At 73.7% G+C, this 16,272-nt stretch carries 13 protein-coding genes, 1 tRNA gene, 1 pseudogene and 1 riboswitch; of the genes and pseudogenes, 9 read left to right on the top strand and 6 right to left on the bottom strand.

Translation table 11 applies throughout. The annotated features are described in order from the left end of the window. Nucleotides 1-51 precede the first annotated feature (51 nt). A complete protein-coding gene (locus tag K7B10_RS05510) occupies nucleotides 52-1,038 on the top strand; it encodes a hydroxyacid dehydrogenase (RefSeq protein ID WP_229344787.1) in 987 nt (328 codons plus the stop codon). Here K7B10_RS05510 and K7B10_RS05515 read toward each other — a convergent pair. Further along, nucleotides 1,026-1,835 (bottom strand): sugar phosphate isomerase/epimerase family protein, encoded by an 810-nt coding sequence (locus tag K7B10_RS05515; RefSeq protein WP_229334811.1) that lies wholly within the window; start codon nucleotides 1,833-1,835, stop codon nucleotides 1,026-1,028. The two genes, K7B10_RS05510 and K7B10_RS05515, sit on opposite strands and share 13 nt — an antisense overlap. Beyond that, on the bottom strand, nucleotides 1,832-2,908 hold the full coding sequence (locus K7B10_RS05520) for a LacI family DNA-binding transcriptional regulator (RefSeq protein WP_229334812.1): 1,077 nt from the start codon (nucleotides 2,906-2,908) through the stop codon (nucleotides 1,832-1,834). Before K7B10_RS05520 ends, K7B10_RS05515 begins: the two co-directional genes overlap by 4 nt. Before the next feature lie 208 nt (nucleotides 2,909-3,116). Here K7B10_RS05520 and K7B10_RS05525 point away from each other — a divergent pair, with 208 nt between their 5' ends. The 6 genes from K7B10_RS05525 (at nucleotide 3,117) to K7B10_RS05550 (ending at nucleotide 10,886) form a co-directional block, all read left to right on the top strand. Then, complete coding sequence (locus tag K7B10_RS05525) at nucleotides 3,117-4,241, top strand: Gfo/Idh/MocA family protein (protein ID WP_267501700.1); 1,125 nt, start codon at nucleotides 3,117-3,119, stop codon at nucleotides 4,239-4,241. Then, the gene (locus K7B10_RS05530; protein ID WP_229334814.1) at nucleotides 4,238-5,416 is read left to right on the top strand and encodes a dihydrodipicolinate synthase family protein; all 1,179 of its coding nucleotides are present in this window, start codon (nucleotides 4,238-4,240) and stop codon (nucleotides 5,414-5,416) included. The genes K7B10_RS05525 and K7B10_RS05530 overlap by 4 nt, the downstream gene beginning before the upstream one ends. Before the next feature lie 59 nt (nucleotides 5,417-5,475). Further along, complete coding sequence (locus K7B10_RS05535; protein WP_229344789.1) at nucleotides 5,476-6,252, top strand: sugar phosphate isomerase/epimerase family protein; 777 nt, start codon at nucleotides 5,476-5,478, stop codon at nucleotides 6,250-6,252. A 110-nt stretch (nucleotides 6,253-6,362) separates the two neighbouring features. Continuing rightward, nucleotides 6,363-8,756: a polysaccharide lyase 8 family protein gene (locus K7B10_RS05540; RefSeq protein WP_229334815.1), complete on the top strand. Its 2,394-nt coding sequence runs from the start codon at nucleotides 6,363-6,365 to the stop codon at nucleotides 8,754-8,756. Between the two features lie 29 nt (nucleotides 8,757-8,785). After that, nucleotides 8,786-10,402 (top strand): N,N-dimethylformamidase beta subunit family domain-containing protein, encoded by a 1,617-nt coding sequence (locus tag K7B10_RS05545; protein WP_229334816.1) that lies wholly within the window; start codon nucleotides 8,786-8,788, stop codon nucleotides 10,400-10,402. A gap of 85 nt (nucleotides 10,403-10,487) precedes the next feature. Further along, a complete protein-coding gene (locus K7B10_RS05550) occupies nucleotides 10,488-10,886 on the top strand; it encodes a VOC family protein (protein WP_229334817.1) in 399 nt (132 codons plus the stop codon). Here K7B10_RS05550 and K7B10_RS05555 read toward each other — a convergent pair. From K7B10_RS05555 to K7B10_RS05570, 4 genes are all read right to left on the bottom strand, one after another. Further along, the gene (locus K7B10_RS05555) at nucleotides 10,862-11,707 is read right to left on the bottom strand and encodes an ABC transporter ATP-binding protein (RefSeq protein ID WP_229334818.1); all 846 of its coding nucleotides are present in this window, start codon (nucleotides 11,705-11,707) and stop codon (nucleotides 10,862-10,864) included. The genes K7B10_RS05550 and K7B10_RS05555 overlap by 25 nt on opposite strands. After that, the gene (locus K7B10_RS05560) at nucleotides 11,704-12,753 is read right to left on the bottom strand and encodes a FecCD family ABC transporter permease (RefSeq protein WP_229334819.1); all 1,050 of its coding nucleotides are present in this window, start codon (nucleotides 12,751-12,753) and stop codon (nucleotides 11,704-11,706) included. Before K7B10_RS05560 ends, K7B10_RS05555 begins: the two co-directional genes overlap by 4 nt. Further along, the gene (locus K7B10_RS05565; RefSeq protein WP_229334820.1) at nucleotides 12,750-13,739 is read right to left on the bottom strand and encodes an ABC transporter substrate-binding protein; all 990 of its coding nucleotides are present in this window, start codon (nucleotides 13,737-13,739) and stop codon (nucleotides 12,750-12,752) included. Before K7B10_RS05565 ends, K7B10_RS05560 begins: the two co-directional genes overlap by 4 nt. 56 nt (nucleotides 13,740-13,795) lie before the next feature. After that, nucleotides 13,796-13,871, bottom strand: a riboswitch (cobalamin riboswitch). 105 nt (nucleotides 13,872-13,976) lie between these two features. Then, a tRNA-Trp gene (locus K7B10_RS05570) sits at nucleotides 13,977-14,050 on the bottom strand. A 387-nt stretch (nucleotides 14,051-14,437) separates the two neighbouring features. On the opposite strand from K7B10_RS05570, the gene K7B10_RS05575 reads away from it, so the two are divergent. Both K7B10_RS05575 and K7B10_RS05580 read left to right on the top strand, forming a co-directional pair. Further along, nucleotides 14,438-15,763, top strand: a complete 1,326-nt coding sequence (locus tag K7B10_RS05575) for a glycoside hydrolase family 18 protein (RefSeq protein WP_229334821.1) — start codon at nucleotides 14,438-14,440, stop codon at nucleotides 15,761-15,763. 83 nt (nucleotides 15,764-15,846) lie between these two features. Further along, nucleotides 15,847-16,272 (top strand): annotated as a pseudogene (locus K7B10_RS05580) (aldo/keto reductase); the annotation flags it as partial.

Genomic DNA, 16,272 nt, shown 5'->3' on the forward strand with positions numbered 1-16,272 from the left:
TTCCCCGCCGCACCCCCCGGCGCCCGGCGCCGCCCCGCCACCGTGCTCGCCATGAGCCCCGGCACCCGGGCCGCCGTCCTCAGCGGCCGCATGCTGCCCGAGCTGGTCCGGGTCGCCGATGTGGACACCGACCTGCTGCTGACGGGCTTCGAGCACGACGGGCCCGAGCTCCGGCGCCGTCTGGCGGACGCCGAAGTGCTGTTGACCGGCTGGGGCTGCCCGCGGCTCGACGCCGAGGCACTGGAGCGGATGCCGCGGCTGCGCGCCGTGGTGCACGCCGCCGGCAGCGTCAAACACCATGTCACGGAGGCCTGCTGGGAGCGCGGGCTGCTGGTCTCCAGCGCCGCCGCGGCCAATGCCGTGCCGGTCGCCGAGTACACGCTCGCCGCGATCCTGTTCGCCAACAAGCGGGTCCTGGAATCCGCCCACGCGTACCGGGCGGCGCGCGGCCCGATCGACCTGCTGCGCCGCTACCCGGCCGTCGGCAACTACCACCGCACCGTCGGCGTCGTCGGCGCCTCGCTCATCGGCCGCCGCGTGATGGAGCTGCTGCGCCCCTTCGACCTGCGGGTACTCGTCCACGATCCGTACGCCGACCCCGGCGAGCTCGCCGCGCTGGGCGGGGAGTCCTGCGCGCTCGACGAACTGCTGCGCCGCAGCGACGTGGTGACCCTGCACGCCCCCGCGCTCCCGCAGACCCTTCACCTGCTGGACGCGTCGCGGCTGGCCCTGATGCCGGACGGCGCCACGCTGGTCAACACCGCGCGGGGATCGCTCGTCGACACCGTGGCGCTGACCGAGGAGCTGGTCGCGGGGCGGCTGCACGCCGTGCTCGACCACACCGAGCCCGAGGTGCTGCCCACCGGGTCCCCGCTGTACAACCTCCCGAACGTGCTGCTCACCCCGCATGTGGCGGGTTCGCTGGGCGGGGAGCTCGACCGGCTCGCGGCGACGGCGGTCGAGGAGCTGGAGCGGTATGCCCTGGGGCTGGACTTCCGCTACGCCGTGGACCGGGGCCGGCTCGCCTACTCGGCCTGAGCCGGCGTGCTCGCTCCCCCGGCCACCAAACGCTCCAGGTACTCCCGGCCCCGCGCGAGCTGCCCCGGCAGTTCGGCGGCGCCGGGATACCAGCGCTTCTCGTACTCCCAGCAGAGCCAGCCGTCCTGCGGCACGGAGGCCACCGCCTCGGCGAGCGGCAGCACCCCGGCGCCGAGCCCGAGCGGGGTGAGCTCCTGCGCCGATGCCACGTCCTTCACCTGTACGTAGCCCAGGTGCCGCTCCAGCGCCCGCCGTGACCGCGCCGGCGGCTCTCCGCCGAGCCAGGTGTGCAGTACGTCCCACAGGGCCCCGGCGCCGCCCTGCCCGACCCGGTCCAGCACCCGCGCGGCGGCGGCTGCGGTCCCGTGCGAGTCGTGCGTCTCGAGGAGGATCCGCACGCCGTGCCGCTCGGCGAACGGCGCGGCGGCGGCCAGCCTGCGGACGGCATGGGCGTCGGCGGCGGATTCGGGCTGGCCGGCGCCTCCGGGGAACACCCGGACGTACGGGGCTTCGAGGTCGGCGGCGAGCCGGACCAGGGCGTGCAGTTCGGCGAGGACCGGCTCGTCCGCACCGGCGGCGGCCACCCGGGCGTAGCCCGCGACCGCGAGGACCTCGACCCCGGCGGCGGTGAGGACGCGCAGGCCCGCAGCCCGGTCCGCCGGAGGGCTGTCGGGGTGCAGGGGCTCCTCGGGGTGGGCGCGCAGCTCGAGACCCGCGTAGCCGTGGGCGGCGGCGAGGGCGGCGCTCCGCTCGAGCGGCGCGCCGGGCAGGCCGAGCGTGGAGAAGGCGTACCTCACGGACGGCTCCCCTCGGGCGGGGGCGGTGCAGTGGAACCGCGCACCATGAGCTCGGTGGGAAGGGTGGTGATGCCGCCAGGCGGCAACGGCCTACGGCCGGTGACCAGCTGGGCCGCGAGTATGCCGGCCTCGCGCAGCGGTACGCGGACGGTGGTGAGGGCTGGGGCGGTGTCCACGCAGACCGGGAGGTCGTCGAAGCCGGCGACGGAGACGTCCCCGGGGATGCGCAGGCCCGCCTCGCGCAGGGCCGCGGCCACTCCGGTGGCCACGGTGTCGTTGGCCGCGGCGACGGCGGTGAAGGGTGCCCCGCGGCGCAGCAGCTCGCGGGTGGCGTCGTAGCCGGCGGAGCGCTCGAAACCGGCGTGCACCGTGAGCGGGTCGCAGGCTTCGGGCAGGGCGGGATCGTGCCGGCGCAGCGCCTCGCGGTGGCCGCCGAGCCGCACCCGGGTGGTGCTCAGCCCCGGCGGCCCGGCGACGTACGCGATGCGCCGGTGGCCGAGCGACAGCAGGTGCTCGGCGAGGCGGAAGGCGCCGCCCCGGTCGTCGAACATGACGGTGGCGACGGGCAGTGCGGCAGGTACGGGCAACGGGGGCCGCCCGCACAGGACGACGGGGGCGCCGGCGTCCGCCATCCGGGTGATGCGCGCGGCGAGGGCGGTGGTGTGCCCGGGCTCCTCGACGGCGCCGCCGGTCAGGACGACCCCGCCTGCGCGCTGGCCCTCCAGCAGGGTGAGGTAGGCGAGTTCGGCTTCGGGGGCGCCCTCGGTGTTGCACACGACCGCGAGGCGACGGGGATCGCCATGGCCCTTCGGGGCGAGGGCGCTCTGGAGGGATCCGGCGAGGATGCCGAAGAAGCTGTCGGCCACGTCGTGAACGAGGACGCCGACCAGGTCGGAGGTGGCGGCCGCGAGGGCACGGGCGGGGCCGTTGGCCACGTAACCGAGCTCTTCGACGGCCTGTTCCACACGGGTCCGGGTGCCGCCGGCCACCGGGTATCCGCCGTTGAGCACCCGCGAGACCGTCGCGGGCGACACGCCCGCGTGCGCCGCGACCTCGGCGAGAGTCACCGCCATCTTTCACCCCTCCTGCTCGTCCCGGGCCATCGTCTCATCCGGGTGTGGACCTCCATACTCCCCGATTGAGAAAGCGCTTTCCATCACTCGAACGAGTGTTGCGCTGCTCTCAGTCACGGCCCTAGCCTGATGAAGGTGAAAGCGCTTTCTATCGGACGACGGGCATGAAGGAGGGGACACCGTGGAGCGCAGGACGATCAAGATCGCCATGAACGGCGTGACCGGGCGGATGGGGTACCGCCAGCACCTGGTCCGCTCGCTGCTCGCCCTGCGCGAGCAGGGCGGGCTGGACCTCGGCGACGGCCGGTCGCTGTGGCCCGAGCCGGTGCTGGTCGGGCGCCGCGAGCCGGCGCTGCGGGCCATCGCCGAGGAGCACGGGCTGGAGCACGTGAGCACGGACCTGGCTTCCGTGCTGGCCGACCCCGAGGTCGAGATCTACTTCGACGCGCAGGTCACCGGCGCCCGCGAGGCCGCGGTCCGACAGGCCGTGGCGGCGGGCAAGCACGTCTATTGCGAGAAACCGACCGCTCTGAGCTTCGCCTCCTCACTGGAGCTGGCCCGACTGGCCGCGCGGGCCGGGGTCAAGCACGGGGTCGTCCAGGACAAGCTGTTCCTGCCGGGGCTGCTGAAGCTGAAGCGGCTGATCGAAGGCGGCTTCTTCGGTGAGATCCTGTCGGTGCGCGGGGAGTTCGGCTACTGGGTGTTCGAAGGTGACTGGCAGCCCGCCCAGCGGCCGTCCTGGAACTACCGGGCGCAGGACGGCGGGGGCATCGTCGCCGACATGTTCCCGCACTGGGAGTACCTGCTGCACGAGCTGTTCGGCCGGGTCCGCACGGTGCAGGCCCTGGCCCGTACGCACATCGGCCGCCGCTGGGACGAGGAGGGCAAACCGTACGAGGCGACCGCGGACGACGCCGCGTACGGGGTCTTCGAACTGGAGGGCGGCGCCGTCGCCCAGATCAACTCCTCCTGGGCGGTGCGCGTCCACCGCGACGAGCTGGTGGAGTTCCAGGTGGACGGGACGCAGGGGTCGGCGGTCGCCGGGCTGCGCGGCTGCCGCATCCAGCACCGGGGCACGACGCCCAAACCGGTGTGGAATCCCGATCTGCCGCAGACGGAGCCCTTCCGCGCCCAGTGGCAGGAGGTCCCGGACAACGGCCCGTTCGACAACGGCTTCAAGGCCCAGTGGGAGCTGTTCCTGCGCCACGTCGTCCTCGACGAGCCGTGGCAGTGGGACCTGCTCGCCGGCGCGCGTGGGGTGCAGCTCGCCGAGCTGGGGCTGCGGTCCTCCGCGGAGGGCATGCGACTTCCGGTGCCGGAGGTGGTCCTGTGAGCATCCGGCTCCCGGCGGCGGACGGCGGATACCGCCTGTACCGGCCCCGTACCGATCCGCTCGCGCCACTGGTCTGCGGTCCGGCGCGCAGCCGCAGCTTCTATGCGGCGGCGCACGTGGTGGCGGATCCGCTCGCCGCCTGCGCCGGCGGCCCGGACTCCCAGGCCGGCCCGCCGGTGGACTGGGAAGCGACGCTGGCCTTCCGGCACCGGCTGTGGGCACAGGGCCTCGGGGTCGCGGAGGCCATGGACACGGCGCAGCGCGGGATGGGCCTGGGCTGGCCGGCCGCGGCCGAGCTGATCCGCCGGTCGGCCGCCGAGGCCCGGGCGGTGGGTGGCCGGATCGTCTGCGGCGCGGGAACCGATCAGCTCGCCCCGGGCGGCGGGCACACGCTGACCGCGATCACCGCCGCGTACGAGGAACAGCTCGCGCATGTCGAGTCCTGCGGGGCGGGAGCCGTGTTGATGGCCTCTCGTGCTCTGGCGGCCGCGGCGCGGGGTCCGGAGGACTATGCGCAGGTCTACGGGAGGCTGCTGCGGCAGAGTGCGCGTCCGGTCGTCCTGCACTGGCTGGGCCCGATGTTCGATCCGGAGCTGGCCGGCTATTGGGGGCACGCCGATCTCGACGCGGCCACCGAGGTGTTCCTGAAGGTGATCGCCGACTGCCCGGAGAAGGTGGACGGGATCAAGGTCTCGCTGCTGGAAGCGGAGCGTGAGAGGGACATCAGACGCAGACTTCCGCCGGGTGTGCGCTGCTACACGGGCGATGACTACCACTATCCCGAACTGATCGCCGGGGAGCGGGGCGGGGAGCCCGGCAGCGATGCCCTGCTGGGCGTCTTCGACCCGATCGCCCCGCTGGCCGCCCGCGCCGGGCTCGCCCTGGACCGGGACGACCCCGCCGGTTTCCGCGCGTTGCTGGATCCGACGGTGGCCCTGTCCCGGCACCTGTTCGCCCCGCCGACCCGCCACTACAAGACCGGGGTGGTGCTGCTGGCCTGGCTGGCGGGGTACCAGGAGCACTTCACGATGCTGAGCGGGCTCCAGTCGGCCCGGCCGCTCCCCCATCTGGCCACCGCTTACGAACAGGCCGATCTGCTGGGTCTGTTCCCCGAGCCGGAGCGCGCCGAGGCGCGGATGCGGCAGCTCCTCGCGGTGTACGGGGTGGCCTCGTGAGCCGGGGAGCGGCCCCGGCCCGGTTCAGCCTCAACCAGGAGACCGTCCGGCAGTGGTCGATGCCCGAGCTGGTCGACGGGTGCGTCGCGGCCGGGGTGGGCGCGGTCGGGCTGTGGCGGGATCCCGTGCGGGAGTTCGGGCTGCGCGAGACGGCGAAGCTGGTCGCCGGGGCCGGGCTGCGGGTCAGCTCGCTGTGTCGCGGCGGGTTCTTCACCGCCGCCGATCCGGCGGGGCGGACGGCGGCCCTCGCGGACAACCGCCGGGCCGTGGAGGAGGCCGCCGAGCTGGGCGCCGACGTACTGGTCCTGGTCTCGGGGGGCCTGCCCGAGGGCGACCGGGATCTGGTGGGGGCGCGGCGGCGGATCGTCGACGTCCTGGGTGAGCTCGCCCCGTGGGCCGCCACGCACGGGATACGGCTGGGGATCGAGCCGCTGCATCCGATGTTCGCCTCGGACCGCTGTGTGGTCTCCACGCTCGGCCAGGCCCTGGACATCGCCGAGCAGTTCCCGGTGCAGCAGGTGGGAGTGGTCGCCGACTCCTATCACCTGTGGTGGGACGAGCGGCTGCCCGCCGATCTGCGCCGGGCGGGTGCGGGCGGGCGGATCGTGTCGGTCCAGGTGGCCGACTGGGTGACCCCGCTGCCGGCCGGGGTGCTGTTGGGGCGGGGGCAGTTGGGCGACGGCTGTATCGATCTGCGGGCGTTCCGGGAGCTGGCCGACGCGGCCGGCTACCGCGGGCCGGTGGAGGTGGAGATCTTCCATCCGGGGCTCTGGGCGCGAGACGGTGCCGAGGTGCTGCGGGAGGTGATCGACCGCTACCGCACGCACGTGGCGTGAGGCGCGCGGTCCGAGGCACGTGCGACCTGCAGCACGTGGCCCGGGCCATTCCGAGTGGGGCGAGTGACGGGCCGGCGGGGGCCGGTACGGGATCGGAAAAGGAGCATGCGATGACAGACGTGTGGAGTCGGCGCGCCTTCCTCTCCGCCGCGGGCGGCGGTGCGCTCCTGCTGGGGGCGCCCGCCGTTCGGGCGGGGGCCGCGCCGACGGACGGGGGGCACGACGCCATGCGGGCGGTGTGGCGCGGGCTCCTGCTGGGTGGCGACCTCCCCGCCGCGGCCGAGCCGTTCCGTTCACGACTCGCCGATCTCGGCGCCCTGGCCGGCGGATGGCGTTCCACCATGGCTCCGGCGGCCGGCTCGCTCTGGCCCGACCTGGGGTACGGCAGCGATCCCGAGATGATGATGCAGAGCTACTACCGGCTGCGGACGATGGCCGAGGCGTACGTCCGGCCCGGGACCGGGGTCACCGGGGACGCCGGGCTGGGTACGGCCCTGCTGACCGGGCTGGACCATCTGCACGCGGACGTCTACCACGCCGGCCAGGTGCGGTACGGGAACTGGTACTGCTGGCAGATCGGCGCCCCGCAGGCCCTGCTGGACCTGTGCGTGCTGCTGTACGCGGAGCTGCCGGCCGCCCGGACGGCCCAGTTCTGCGCGGCCGTCGACCATTTCGTGCCGGACTCGGTCGTCGGCTCGTACACCGGGACCAGTACGGGCGCGAACCGGGTGGACCTGTGCCGGGTGCTGGCGCTGCGCGGGGTGGTCGGCAGGGACTCGGCGAAGATCGCCCTGGCCCGGGACGCGCTCGCGCCGGTGTTCCCGTACGTCACTTCGGGCGACGGGCTCTACCGGGACGGGTCGTTCGTGCAGCACACCTGGGTGCCGTACACGGGGACGTACGGGGCGGTGCTGCTCGGCGGGCTGGGGATGCTGTTCGCCCTGTTGAAGGGCACCGCGTGGGAAGTCACGGACCCCGGGGCGCAGATCGCCTTCGACGCGGTGGAACGGGCCTGGGCGCCGTTCCTCTTCAACGGGCTGATCATGGACTGCGTGTCGGGGCGGGCGGTGAGCCGGGGCCTGTTGGTCGCCGATCCTCGCCAGGTCCAGCAGGACGACCATACCCGGGGGCACGCGGTGCTGGCCGCGATCCTGCTCCTCGCGGAGGGCGCGAGCGCGGCCGAGCGGGCACGCTGGCGGGGGCTCGTGAAGGGGTGGATGGCCCGGGACCACTACAGCCGTCCCCTCGCGGACACGGCCCTGGGCCTGTCCTCGCTGGCCCGCCTGGCGGAGGTCGAAGCCGACGCGTCGGTCACGGCACTGCCCGAGCCCGTCGGGCACCGGCTGTTCGCGTCCATGGACCGGGCCACGCACCGGCGGCCCGGCTGGGCGGCCTCGCTGTCGATGGCCTCGAAGCGGATCGCCCACTACGAGACGGGCAACGGGGAGAACCTGCGCGGCTGGCACACCGGGAGCGGGATGCTCTCCTGGTGGGGCGCCTCGTACGGCAACGGCCAGTACTCGGACGCCTTCTGGCCCACGGTGGACCCGTACCGGCTGCCGGGGACCACGGTGTCGCGGAAGGTGCTCGCCGACGGGGCGGGCGGCGACTGGGGGGCGTCCCGGCCGGACGCTGCCTGGGTGGGCGGGACGACCGACGGGGAGTTCGCCTCGCTGGGCCAGCAGTTGCGGGGCCCGGGCAGCACGCTCACGGCCCGCACGTCCTGGTTCTTCCTCGCCGACACGATCGTCTGCCTGGGGGCCGGGATCCGCTGCTCGGACGGGGCCCCGGTCGAGACGGTGGTCGACAACCGCAATCTGGGCGCCGCCGGGACCCATGCCCTCACGGTGGGCGGTGCGGTCCAGCCGGGCACGCTCGGCTGGTCGGCGGCCTTCCCCTCCCCCGGCTGGGCCCATCTGGCGGGCTTCGGCGGGTACGTGATGTCGGGCACGGGCTCGTTCAAGGCCCTGCGGGAGGCGCGCGCCGGCCGGTGGAGCGAGATCAACCGGGGCGGCTCCACCACGGCCCTGACCCGGCGCTACCTCACCCTCTGGTACGACCACGGCAAGGACCCGGCCGGAGCGGGCTACGTCCACCAGGTGCTGCCGGGTGCGACGGCGGCCCGGACCGCCGCCAGAGCCGCCACCGCCGGGTGGCTCGTGGTGCTCGCCAACTCGGAGACGGCCCAAGGGGTCTCGGTGCCCTCGCTCGGCTTCACCGGGGTCAACTTCTGGCAGGCGGGATCGGCGGGCCCGCTGGAGGCGGGAGCACCCTGTTCGGTGACGGTCCGGGAGAGAGCGGACGGCACGGCCGCGGTCTGCGTCGCGGACCCGGCCCGGGCCCTGACCTCGCTGACGCTGGTGTGGAACCGCCCCGTCGCCGCGGTGCTGTCCCGCCCGCCGAGCCTGGTCTCGGAGGCCACGGGCGGACAGCTGCGGCTCGGTTTCGGGAACCTGACCGCGGCGGCGGGCGCCGGCCAGCAGGTGGTGGTCCGGCTGGGGTGAGGCGTCAAGCGTGACATAGCGTGCCCTTCATGGATCAGGAGCACATACCCGGGGCCGGGGACGGCGAAGGCGCGGACAGGCGGCGGTTCCTCGCGATCGCGACGGGAGCGGCCACCGCCGCCGGGCTCGGGGCCGTGGCCGGCTGCGGGAACGGGGCGGCAGACGGGGCGGCGGGAAAGAATGAGGGCCAGGGGGCGAGGCCCGGCGGGGCGGCGGGGAAGGGCGGGCCGGCCGGTTTCGACGTCAAGGCCGAGAACGCCAAGCCGGGGCATGCCGATTGGCGTGTGACGAAGGCCGGGCCGGCCCGGGCCGTCGAGGGCTTCGCCGACAAGGTCAGCGTCCTGCCCGGCGAGTCCTTCGGCCTGCACGTGTCCACCACTGCGCCCCGGTTCACCGTCTCCGCCTACCGGATGGGCTGGTACGGCGGCGCCCGGGCCCGGCTGGTGTGGCGGTCCGAGGCGCTGCCCGGCGTGCGACAGCCCGAGCACACGGTGGATTCCGCGACCCGGACGGTCCGCACCCGGTGGCCCCGCACCACCACCGTCGAGACCAAGGACTGGCCCGAGGGCTGCTACCTGCTGCGGCTCGACGCACAGGGCGGCGAGGGCCAGCGCTTCGTCCCGATCACCGTCCGCTCGGCGGCGAGCGCCGGCCGTACGGTCGTGGTGAACGCGGTGGCGACGTGGCAGGCGTACAACCGGTGGGGCGGCTACGGCAGCTACGACGGCCCCAGCGGCGGCTACGCCTCGCGCTCCCTCGCCGTCACCTTCGACCGGCCGTACGAGTACGACGACGGCGCGGGCCTGTTCCTCGTGTACGAGGCCCCGCTGCTCGCCCTCGCCGAGCGGCTCGGCATACCCCTGGCCTACGCGACGACGACCGACGTCGCGCGGGAGAAGCGGCTGCTGGAAGGGGCTTCGGCGGTCCTCTCCCTCGGCCACGACGAGTACTGGTCACCCGAGCAGCGGGCCCACTTCACCGCCGCCCGGGACGCCGGGACCAACCTCGCGATCCTCGGCGCGAACTGCTGCTTCCGCCGGATCCGGCTGGAGCCCTCCGATCTCGGGCCCGACCGTACGGTGGTCTGCTACAAGTCGGCCTACGACCAGGACCCCGGCTTCAAGCGCGGCCAGCCGGCCACCGTGGACTTCCGCTCGGCGCCCGGCGCCGATCCGGAGAGCTCACTGCTCGGCGTGATCTATGACGGCTACCCGGTGGACGCCCCGTACGTGGTGACCCACCCCGACCACTGGCTGTTCGAGGGAACCGGCGTACGGGCCGGCGACCGGTTCCCCCACCTGGTGGGCGTGGAGTACGACAAGGTCAACACCGGTTTCCCGACGCCCCGGCCGATCGAGATCCTGGCCCACTCCCCCGTGGTGTGCGAGGGCCGGCCCAGCCACCAGGACACGGCGTACTACACGGTTGCGAGCGGTGCGGGCGTGTTCGCGACCGGGACCATGCGGTGGGTGGAGGCCCTGGACGCGACGGGCGACGGCCGCGGCGGCGCCAACCACGGCCTCGACGCGAAGGCCGGCGCGCTGACCACCCGGGTGACGGAGAACCTGCTGCGGGCGTTCGCCGCGGGCCCGGCGGGACGCGCACACCCCGCGCAGGACAACGTCAAGGCGGTGTACGGGGGTTAGGATCTCGCTCACGGCATCGCGTGTCGGTCACCGACCGGGTGAGGCATGGAGGTGCCCGTGATGTGCCTTGCGGAGGCATTCACTCATGTCAGTACAGCTGAACCACACGATCGTCCACGCCCGGAACAACCGGGAGTCCGCGCAATTCCTGGCGGACGTCCTCGGTCTTGAAGTCGGGACCGAATGGGGCCCGTTCGTCCCCGTGAGCACCGCCAACGGCGTCACCCTCGACTTCGCGACCGTCCCGGCGGAATCCGTCACCACCCAGCACTACGCCTTCCTCGTGTCCGAAGAGGAATTCGACGCGGCGTTCGGAAAGATCCGGGCCGGCGGGATCCCGTACTTCGCCGATCCCCACATGAAGAAGCCCGGCGAGATCAACCACAACGACGGCGGCCGCGGCGTCTACTTCCTGGACCCGTCGGGCCACGGGATGGAGATCATCACCCGTCCGTACGGCTACCAGGAGCCCACGGCCGGCTGACCGGCCGGACCGATGCGTCCACCTCCCGCTCGCTTCCCGTCGAGCGGGAGGTAGACGATGTTGGGTGCGGCACCGGCCGGCCGGGTGGTGACGCGGGTGCGGACCCCGTACACCTCGGCCAGCAGGTCCTCGGTCAGCACCTGCGCCGGCGTCCCCGAGGCCGCCACCCGGCCGCCCGCCAGGACGTAGAGGCGGTCGCAGTACGAGGCCGCCAGGTTGAGGTCGTGCAGCACGAGCAGCGCGGTGGCGGGCAGTGCGCGGACCAGGGCGAGGATCTCCAGCTGGTAGCGGATGTCCAGGTGGTTCGTCGGCTCGTCGAGCGCGAGCAGGCCCGGCTCCTGGACGAGGGCGCGGGCCACCAGGGCCCGTTGCCGCTCGCCGCCGGAGAGCCCGTCGTACCGCCGGCCCGCGAAGCCGCTCGCACCGACGGTCTCCAGGGCCTCGGCGACGCGCCGGTCGTCGTCCGGGCCGTCCTGCTCCCAGAAGCGCTTGTGCGGGCTGCGCCCCATCGCCACGACCTCGCGGACGGTCAGTCCGAAGGTCCCCGCCGCGTCCTGCGGGACGACGGCCACCCGCCGGGCCCGGCCCTTGGCGCCCAGCCGCGCCGCGTCCTCGACGTCCAGCAGCACCCGGCCGGCGGTGGGCCGCAGGGTCCCGTAGACGCAGCGCAGCAGGGTGGTCTTGCCGCTGCCGTTGGGGCCGACCACCCCGACCGTCTCGCCGGGCCGCGCGGTGAGGTCGACTCCGTGCAGCAGCGTGTGCCCGTCGGTCTCGTAACGCACGGCCTCGACGGCGAGTCGCACCGGCTGCCGCCCGCTCATCCCGCCACCCCCTCGACCCGCGTCGAGCGGCGCAGCATCCACAGGAAGAACGGCCCGCCGACGAGCGCGGTGACCACGCCGACCGGTATCTCCTCGGGCGCCGCGGCCGTACGGGCGACCAGGTCGGCGAGGGTCAGGAACACGGCCCCGCCCAGCGCGGCCACGGGCAGCAGCGCCCGGTGTCCGGCACCGACCGCCATCCGGGCGGCGTGCGGGACCATGAGCCCGACGAACCCGATGGCGCCGCTGTACGCGACGAGCACGCCGATGACGAGGGAGGTGAGGACGAAGACGGCCGCGCGGAAGCGCCCGGTGTCCAGGCCCAGGGTCCGCGCGCCCTCCTCCCCCGCGAGGAGCAGGTCGAGCGGCCGGGCGAGCGCGATCAGCAGGGCGGTGCCGAGGAGCAGCGCGGCGGCGGGCAGGGCGAGTTCGTCCCAGCGCGCGCCGCCGAGGCCGCCCAGGGTCCAGAACAGGACGGACCGGATCTGGTCGGGGTGCGCGGCGAGGACCAGCACCAGGCTGGTGAGCGCGGACAGGATGTACTGGACGGCGACCCCGGCGAGGATCAGCCGCCCGGTGGTCAGCGCGGCGCCGCGCCGGGCCATGGCGTAGACGGCGACGAGGGCGCCCATCGACCCGGCGAACGCGGCGGCCGGCACGCCCGGGGCCCCGGTCCCGCCGAGGGCGCCCGCGGTGCCCGCGGCCGCGGTACCGAAGACGATGACGAGGACGGCGCCCAGCGAAGCCCCGGACGAGGCTCCCAGCAGGAACGGGTCGGCGAGCTGATTGCGTACGAGGGCCTGCAGGACGGTGCCCGCCACGGCCAGCCCGGCTCCGACGACCGCCCCGAGCAGCACCCGCGGCATGCGCACGTCCCACACGATGGAGGCGAAGGCCCCGGTGTGCTGTCCGGGTCCGCCGAGCACGATGTCGAGGACGCGGCCGGGGGCGATCCGTACGGGCCCCAGGGCCAGACCGGCGACGGCGGACGTGAGGAGCGCGGCGGCGAGGAGCACGAGGACGAGCGGCGTACGGGGGCGGCTCACGCGGCGTCGGGGTGGAGCTGGCGGCCCAGGGACTCCACGGCGTCGGCGACGCGCACGCCGAGGACGGCCGAGGACAGGGGAAGCACCACGAACCGCTTGTTCTTGATCGCGGGTACCTCCGCCAGCGCCGGGTCGTTCGACAGGCGCTGCTTCTTGGCTTCGACGGTGGTGCCGCCGTAGTCGTAGATGAGGACGGTCTCGGGCCGCCGCTCGATGACCTTCTCCCACGACACGTCACCGAAGGTGTCCTTGAGGTCGGCGAAGGTGTTCGTCCCGCCCGCCAGCGAGACGATCTCGTTGCCGATGCCGCCTCCTCCGGAGGTGAAGGCGGTGCCCTCGCCCGAGTCGTAGACGAAGACGGCCGGCTTGGGCTTGTCCTTGACCCGTGCGGTGACGGCGTCGATGCGGCGCTGCTCGTCCTCGATGAGGCGCGCGCCGCGCTCCGGCACGCCGAAGGTGCGCGCGACCTCGGTGATCTCGGTCTTCAGCTGTTCGAGGCCGACCGGGCCGGTGCTGCAGTACTCCACGCTGAGCCGGGAGTTGATGCCGGCTTTGGCGAGTCCCTCGCGGTCGCGCCCCTGCGCCTTGTCGAAGGCACTCGCGTATCCGCCGTAGACGAAGTCCGGGTCGGCTCCGAGGAGGACCTCCTTCGAGGGGTACTCCTCGGCCAGCACCTTGATCTTGTCGTAGGCGGGCCGGTAGGCGGGCAGCACCGCGTCGTCGAGGTAGGCCGTCGCGGCCATCCGGTCCTGGAGGCCGAGGGCGAGCAGGATCTCGGTGGCGTGCTGGTTCATCGTGACGGCCCGCCGTGGCGGGGACTGGTAGGTGCTGCTGACACCGCAGTTGGTGACGGTGTACGGGAACCCCGGCGCGGCGGCCGCGGCCTGGGGCCCCTCACCCGCCGCGGGCGAACCGCCGCAGGCGGCCAGGGGTATCAGGAGCACGATCGGGACGAGTGCGCGCGAAACGGCGCGGGAACGCGGCATGGCGAAGCCTCTCCGGGGGATCCTCGTCCCCTGGTCGACGTGAAGAGGCGGTGCGTCAGTGTCTGACTCCCGGTCCCCGCGCGGGGACCGGTCACAGTGGCGGGACCGCACCGGATTCGCACCGGTTTCCTGTCCTGCACCGCCCGGGGGTGGTTCGCCCCAGTCTGCCAGACGGCCTCGAAACGCCGACGGGCCCGCCCCCGTGGAGGGGACGGGCCCGACGCCGCGTACTGCTTGCAGGGGCGGCAGGATTCGAACCTGCGGCATCTGGTTTTGGAGACCAGCGCTCTGACCAGCTGAGCTACGCCCCTTCGGTGGGGAAACTCTGACACGGAGCGCCCAGCAGATCCAAATGGATTGTCGGGTCAAGCGGGTGGAAGTGCGGCCCGCGCGCGGGCGCCGACGGTCGGAGTCGGCCGATCAGAAGACGTTTCCCCTGGTCAGAGAGGTATCCAGCGCAGCGGTGTCCCCGCAGCCGGATCCGGTCGAGGTCCACCCGATCGGACAGGAGGTGGCGGACGGTGGACAGTTGACCTCCGCGACGGGCCGCGGTCCCGCCCTCCGGTGACGCACCCGGCCGGCGCCTTGACGTCACTCTGTTTTCGAACACCCCCTTGACCCGCCTGGTCCAGACCAATAGTTTCCGGCATGCACCGCGCACGCGTCCCGCACCGCTCCCGCCTCCGCAAAGGAAGCCCATGCGCCGCAGCATGCCCGGCAGGCTGGCCGTCGCCGCCTGTTCCCTCGCCCTGCTCACCGCCCTCGCACCCGCCGCAGCCGCACAGGCCGACGGCGGGCACGACCGCTCGTACAAGCGGGTCGGGTACTTCACCCAATGGGGCGTCTACGGGCGGGATTTCCAGGTCCGGGACCTCGAGACGAGCGGCACCGCCGGCAAGCTCACCCACATCAACTACGCCTTCGGCAACATCAGCGCGGAGGGCAAGTGCTTCACCGGCAACGTGCCCGGCGAGGCCGACGCCTGGGCCGACTACGCACGCCCGCTCGACGCCGCGAACTCCGTCGACGGGGTGGCCGACACCGCGGAGCAGCCACTCGCCGGGAACTTCAACCAGCTGCGCGAGCTCAAGGCCAAGCACCCCGGCCTCAAGGTCCTCCTCTCGCTGGGTGGTTGGAGCTGGTCCACGCACTTCTCGGACGCCGCCCTCACCCCCGCCTCCCGCAAGGCCCTCGTGCAGTCCTGCATCGACCTCTACATCAAGGGCAACCTGCCGCAGGACGGCGCCCGCGGCGGCCCGGGCGCGGCGGGCGGTCTCTTCGACGGGATCGACCTCGACTGGGAGTGGCCGGGCTCGGCCGGTGACACGGACACCACGTACCGCCCCGAGGACAAGCAGAACTTCGCGGCGCTGGTGAAGGAGTTCCGCACGCAGCTCGACGCGTACGCACGCGGCCAGAAGCGGAGGGAGAAGTACGAGCTGACGGCGTTCGTCCCGACCGCCCCCGCCAAGATCGACGCCGGCTTCGACGTCCGCCGCATCATGCGCGACCTGGACTTCGTGAACCTCCAGGGGTACGACTTCCACGTCTCCGGCGAGCCGGTCACCGCCCAGCAGTCCGCGCTCCGCGCCCGCGGCGACTTCAGCGTGGCCGGCACGGTGGAGGCCTGGCGCCACCGCGGGGCGCCGGCGAACAAGCTGGTGATGGGCATGCCGTTCTACGGGCAGGGCTGGACCGGGGTCAGCGGCGGCGGGGACGGCATGGGCCGGCCGGCGACCGGCCCGGCCCCCGCGACCTGGGCGGCCGGGTACGAGGACTACAAGGCGTTGAAGACGCTCGCCGATTCGGGCGCGTACAAGGTCTACCGCGACCGCCGGGGCGGCCACGCCTGGCTGTTCGACGGCAGCACGCTGTGGACGTACGACGACCCGCAGGTGCTGCGGACGAAGACGGAGTACATCCGTGAGAACGGCCTGGGCGGCGCGATGTTCTGGTCCCTGGACGCGGACACCTCCGACGGCGAGCTGATGACGGCCGTCGACCGGGGGCTGCGCGGCCGCTGACCGGCCGCGACACCGGCCACAGGGCCCACCAGACCGGCGCCGCCGGGCCGCGGGAATCGACCCGGCCCGGCGGCGTCCCACCACGTAAGGCCGGACTCATCCGCCACCTCGGCCTGTCCAACGTGCGGCCCGACCATCTGGCGGAGGCCCTGGCCATCGCACCCGTCGTCTGTGTGCAGAACCCGTACGGGATCGGCTCTCCCGCCGATGACCACGCCTTCCTCGACGCGTGCGGGCGGCAGGGCATCGCCTTCGTGCCGTTCTTCGCGATCGCCGGCGCGGGCAAGGAGGCCGGGGTGGTCGCGGAGGAGGCCGGGCAGGTGCGGGCCGTCGGCGAGGCCCACGGGGTGTCGGCGGCGCAGGTGCGGCTCGCCTGGACCCTGAACCGCGGCCCGCACGTGCTCGCCATCCCGGGTACCGGGAACCCGGACCACCTCGTCGAGAACATCGCCGCCGGGGCACTGCGGCTGACCCCGGAGGAGGTCGCGCTGCTCTCAGCCCTCCGGTGA

It is taken from the genome of Streptomyces flavotricini, assembly GCF_020639365.1.
In the GTDB taxonomy this organism is placed as follows: Bacteria; Actinomycetota; Actinomycetes; order Streptomycetales; family Streptomycetaceae; genus Streptomyces; species Streptomyces flavotricini.

Excerpts from the sequence above, each read along its gene's own strand:
- K7B10_RS05550 (WP_229334817.1), top strand. The coding sequence starts at position 10,488 with ATGTCAGTACAGCTGAACCACACGATCGTCCACGCCCGGAACAACCGG.
- K7B10_RS05575 (WP_229334821.1), top strand. The coding sequence starts at position 14,438 with ATGCGCCGCAGCATGCCCGGCAGGCTGGCCGTCGCCGCCTGTTCCCTC.
- K7B10_RS05540 (WP_229334815.1), top strand. The coding sequence starts at position 6,363 with ATGACAGACGTGTGGAGTCGGCGCGCCTTCCTCTCCGCCGCGGGCGGC.
- K7B10_RS05555 (WP_229334818.1), bottom strand. The coding sequence starts at position 11,707 with ATGAGCGGGCGGCAGCCGGTGCGACTCGCCGTCGAGGCCGTGCGTTAC.
- K7B10_RS05525 (WP_267501700.1), top strand. The coding sequence starts at position 3,117 with ATGAACGGCGTGACCGGGCGGATGGGGTACCGCCAGCACCTGGTCCGC.
- K7B10_RS05565 (WP_229334820.1), bottom strand. The coding sequence starts at position 13,739 with ATGCCGCGTTCCCGCGCCGTTTCGCGCGCACTCGTCCCGATCGTGCTC.
- K7B10_RS05535 (WP_229344789.1), top strand. The coding sequence starts at position 5,476 with ATGCCCGAGCTGGTCGACGGGTGCGTCGCGGCCGGGGTGGGCGCGGTC.
- K7B10_RS05545 (WP_229334816.1), top strand. The coding sequence starts at position 8,786 with ATGGATCAGGAGCACATACCCGGGGCCGGGGACGGCGAAGGCGCGGAC.
- K7B10_RS05520 (WP_229334812.1), bottom strand. The coding sequence starts at position 2,908 with ATGGCGGTGACTCTCGCCGAGGTCGCGGCGCACGCGGGCGTGTCGCCC.
- K7B10_RS05510 (WP_229344787.1), top strand. The coding sequence starts at position 52 with ATGAGCCCCGGCACCCGGGCCGCCGTCCTCAGCGGCCGCATGCTGCCC.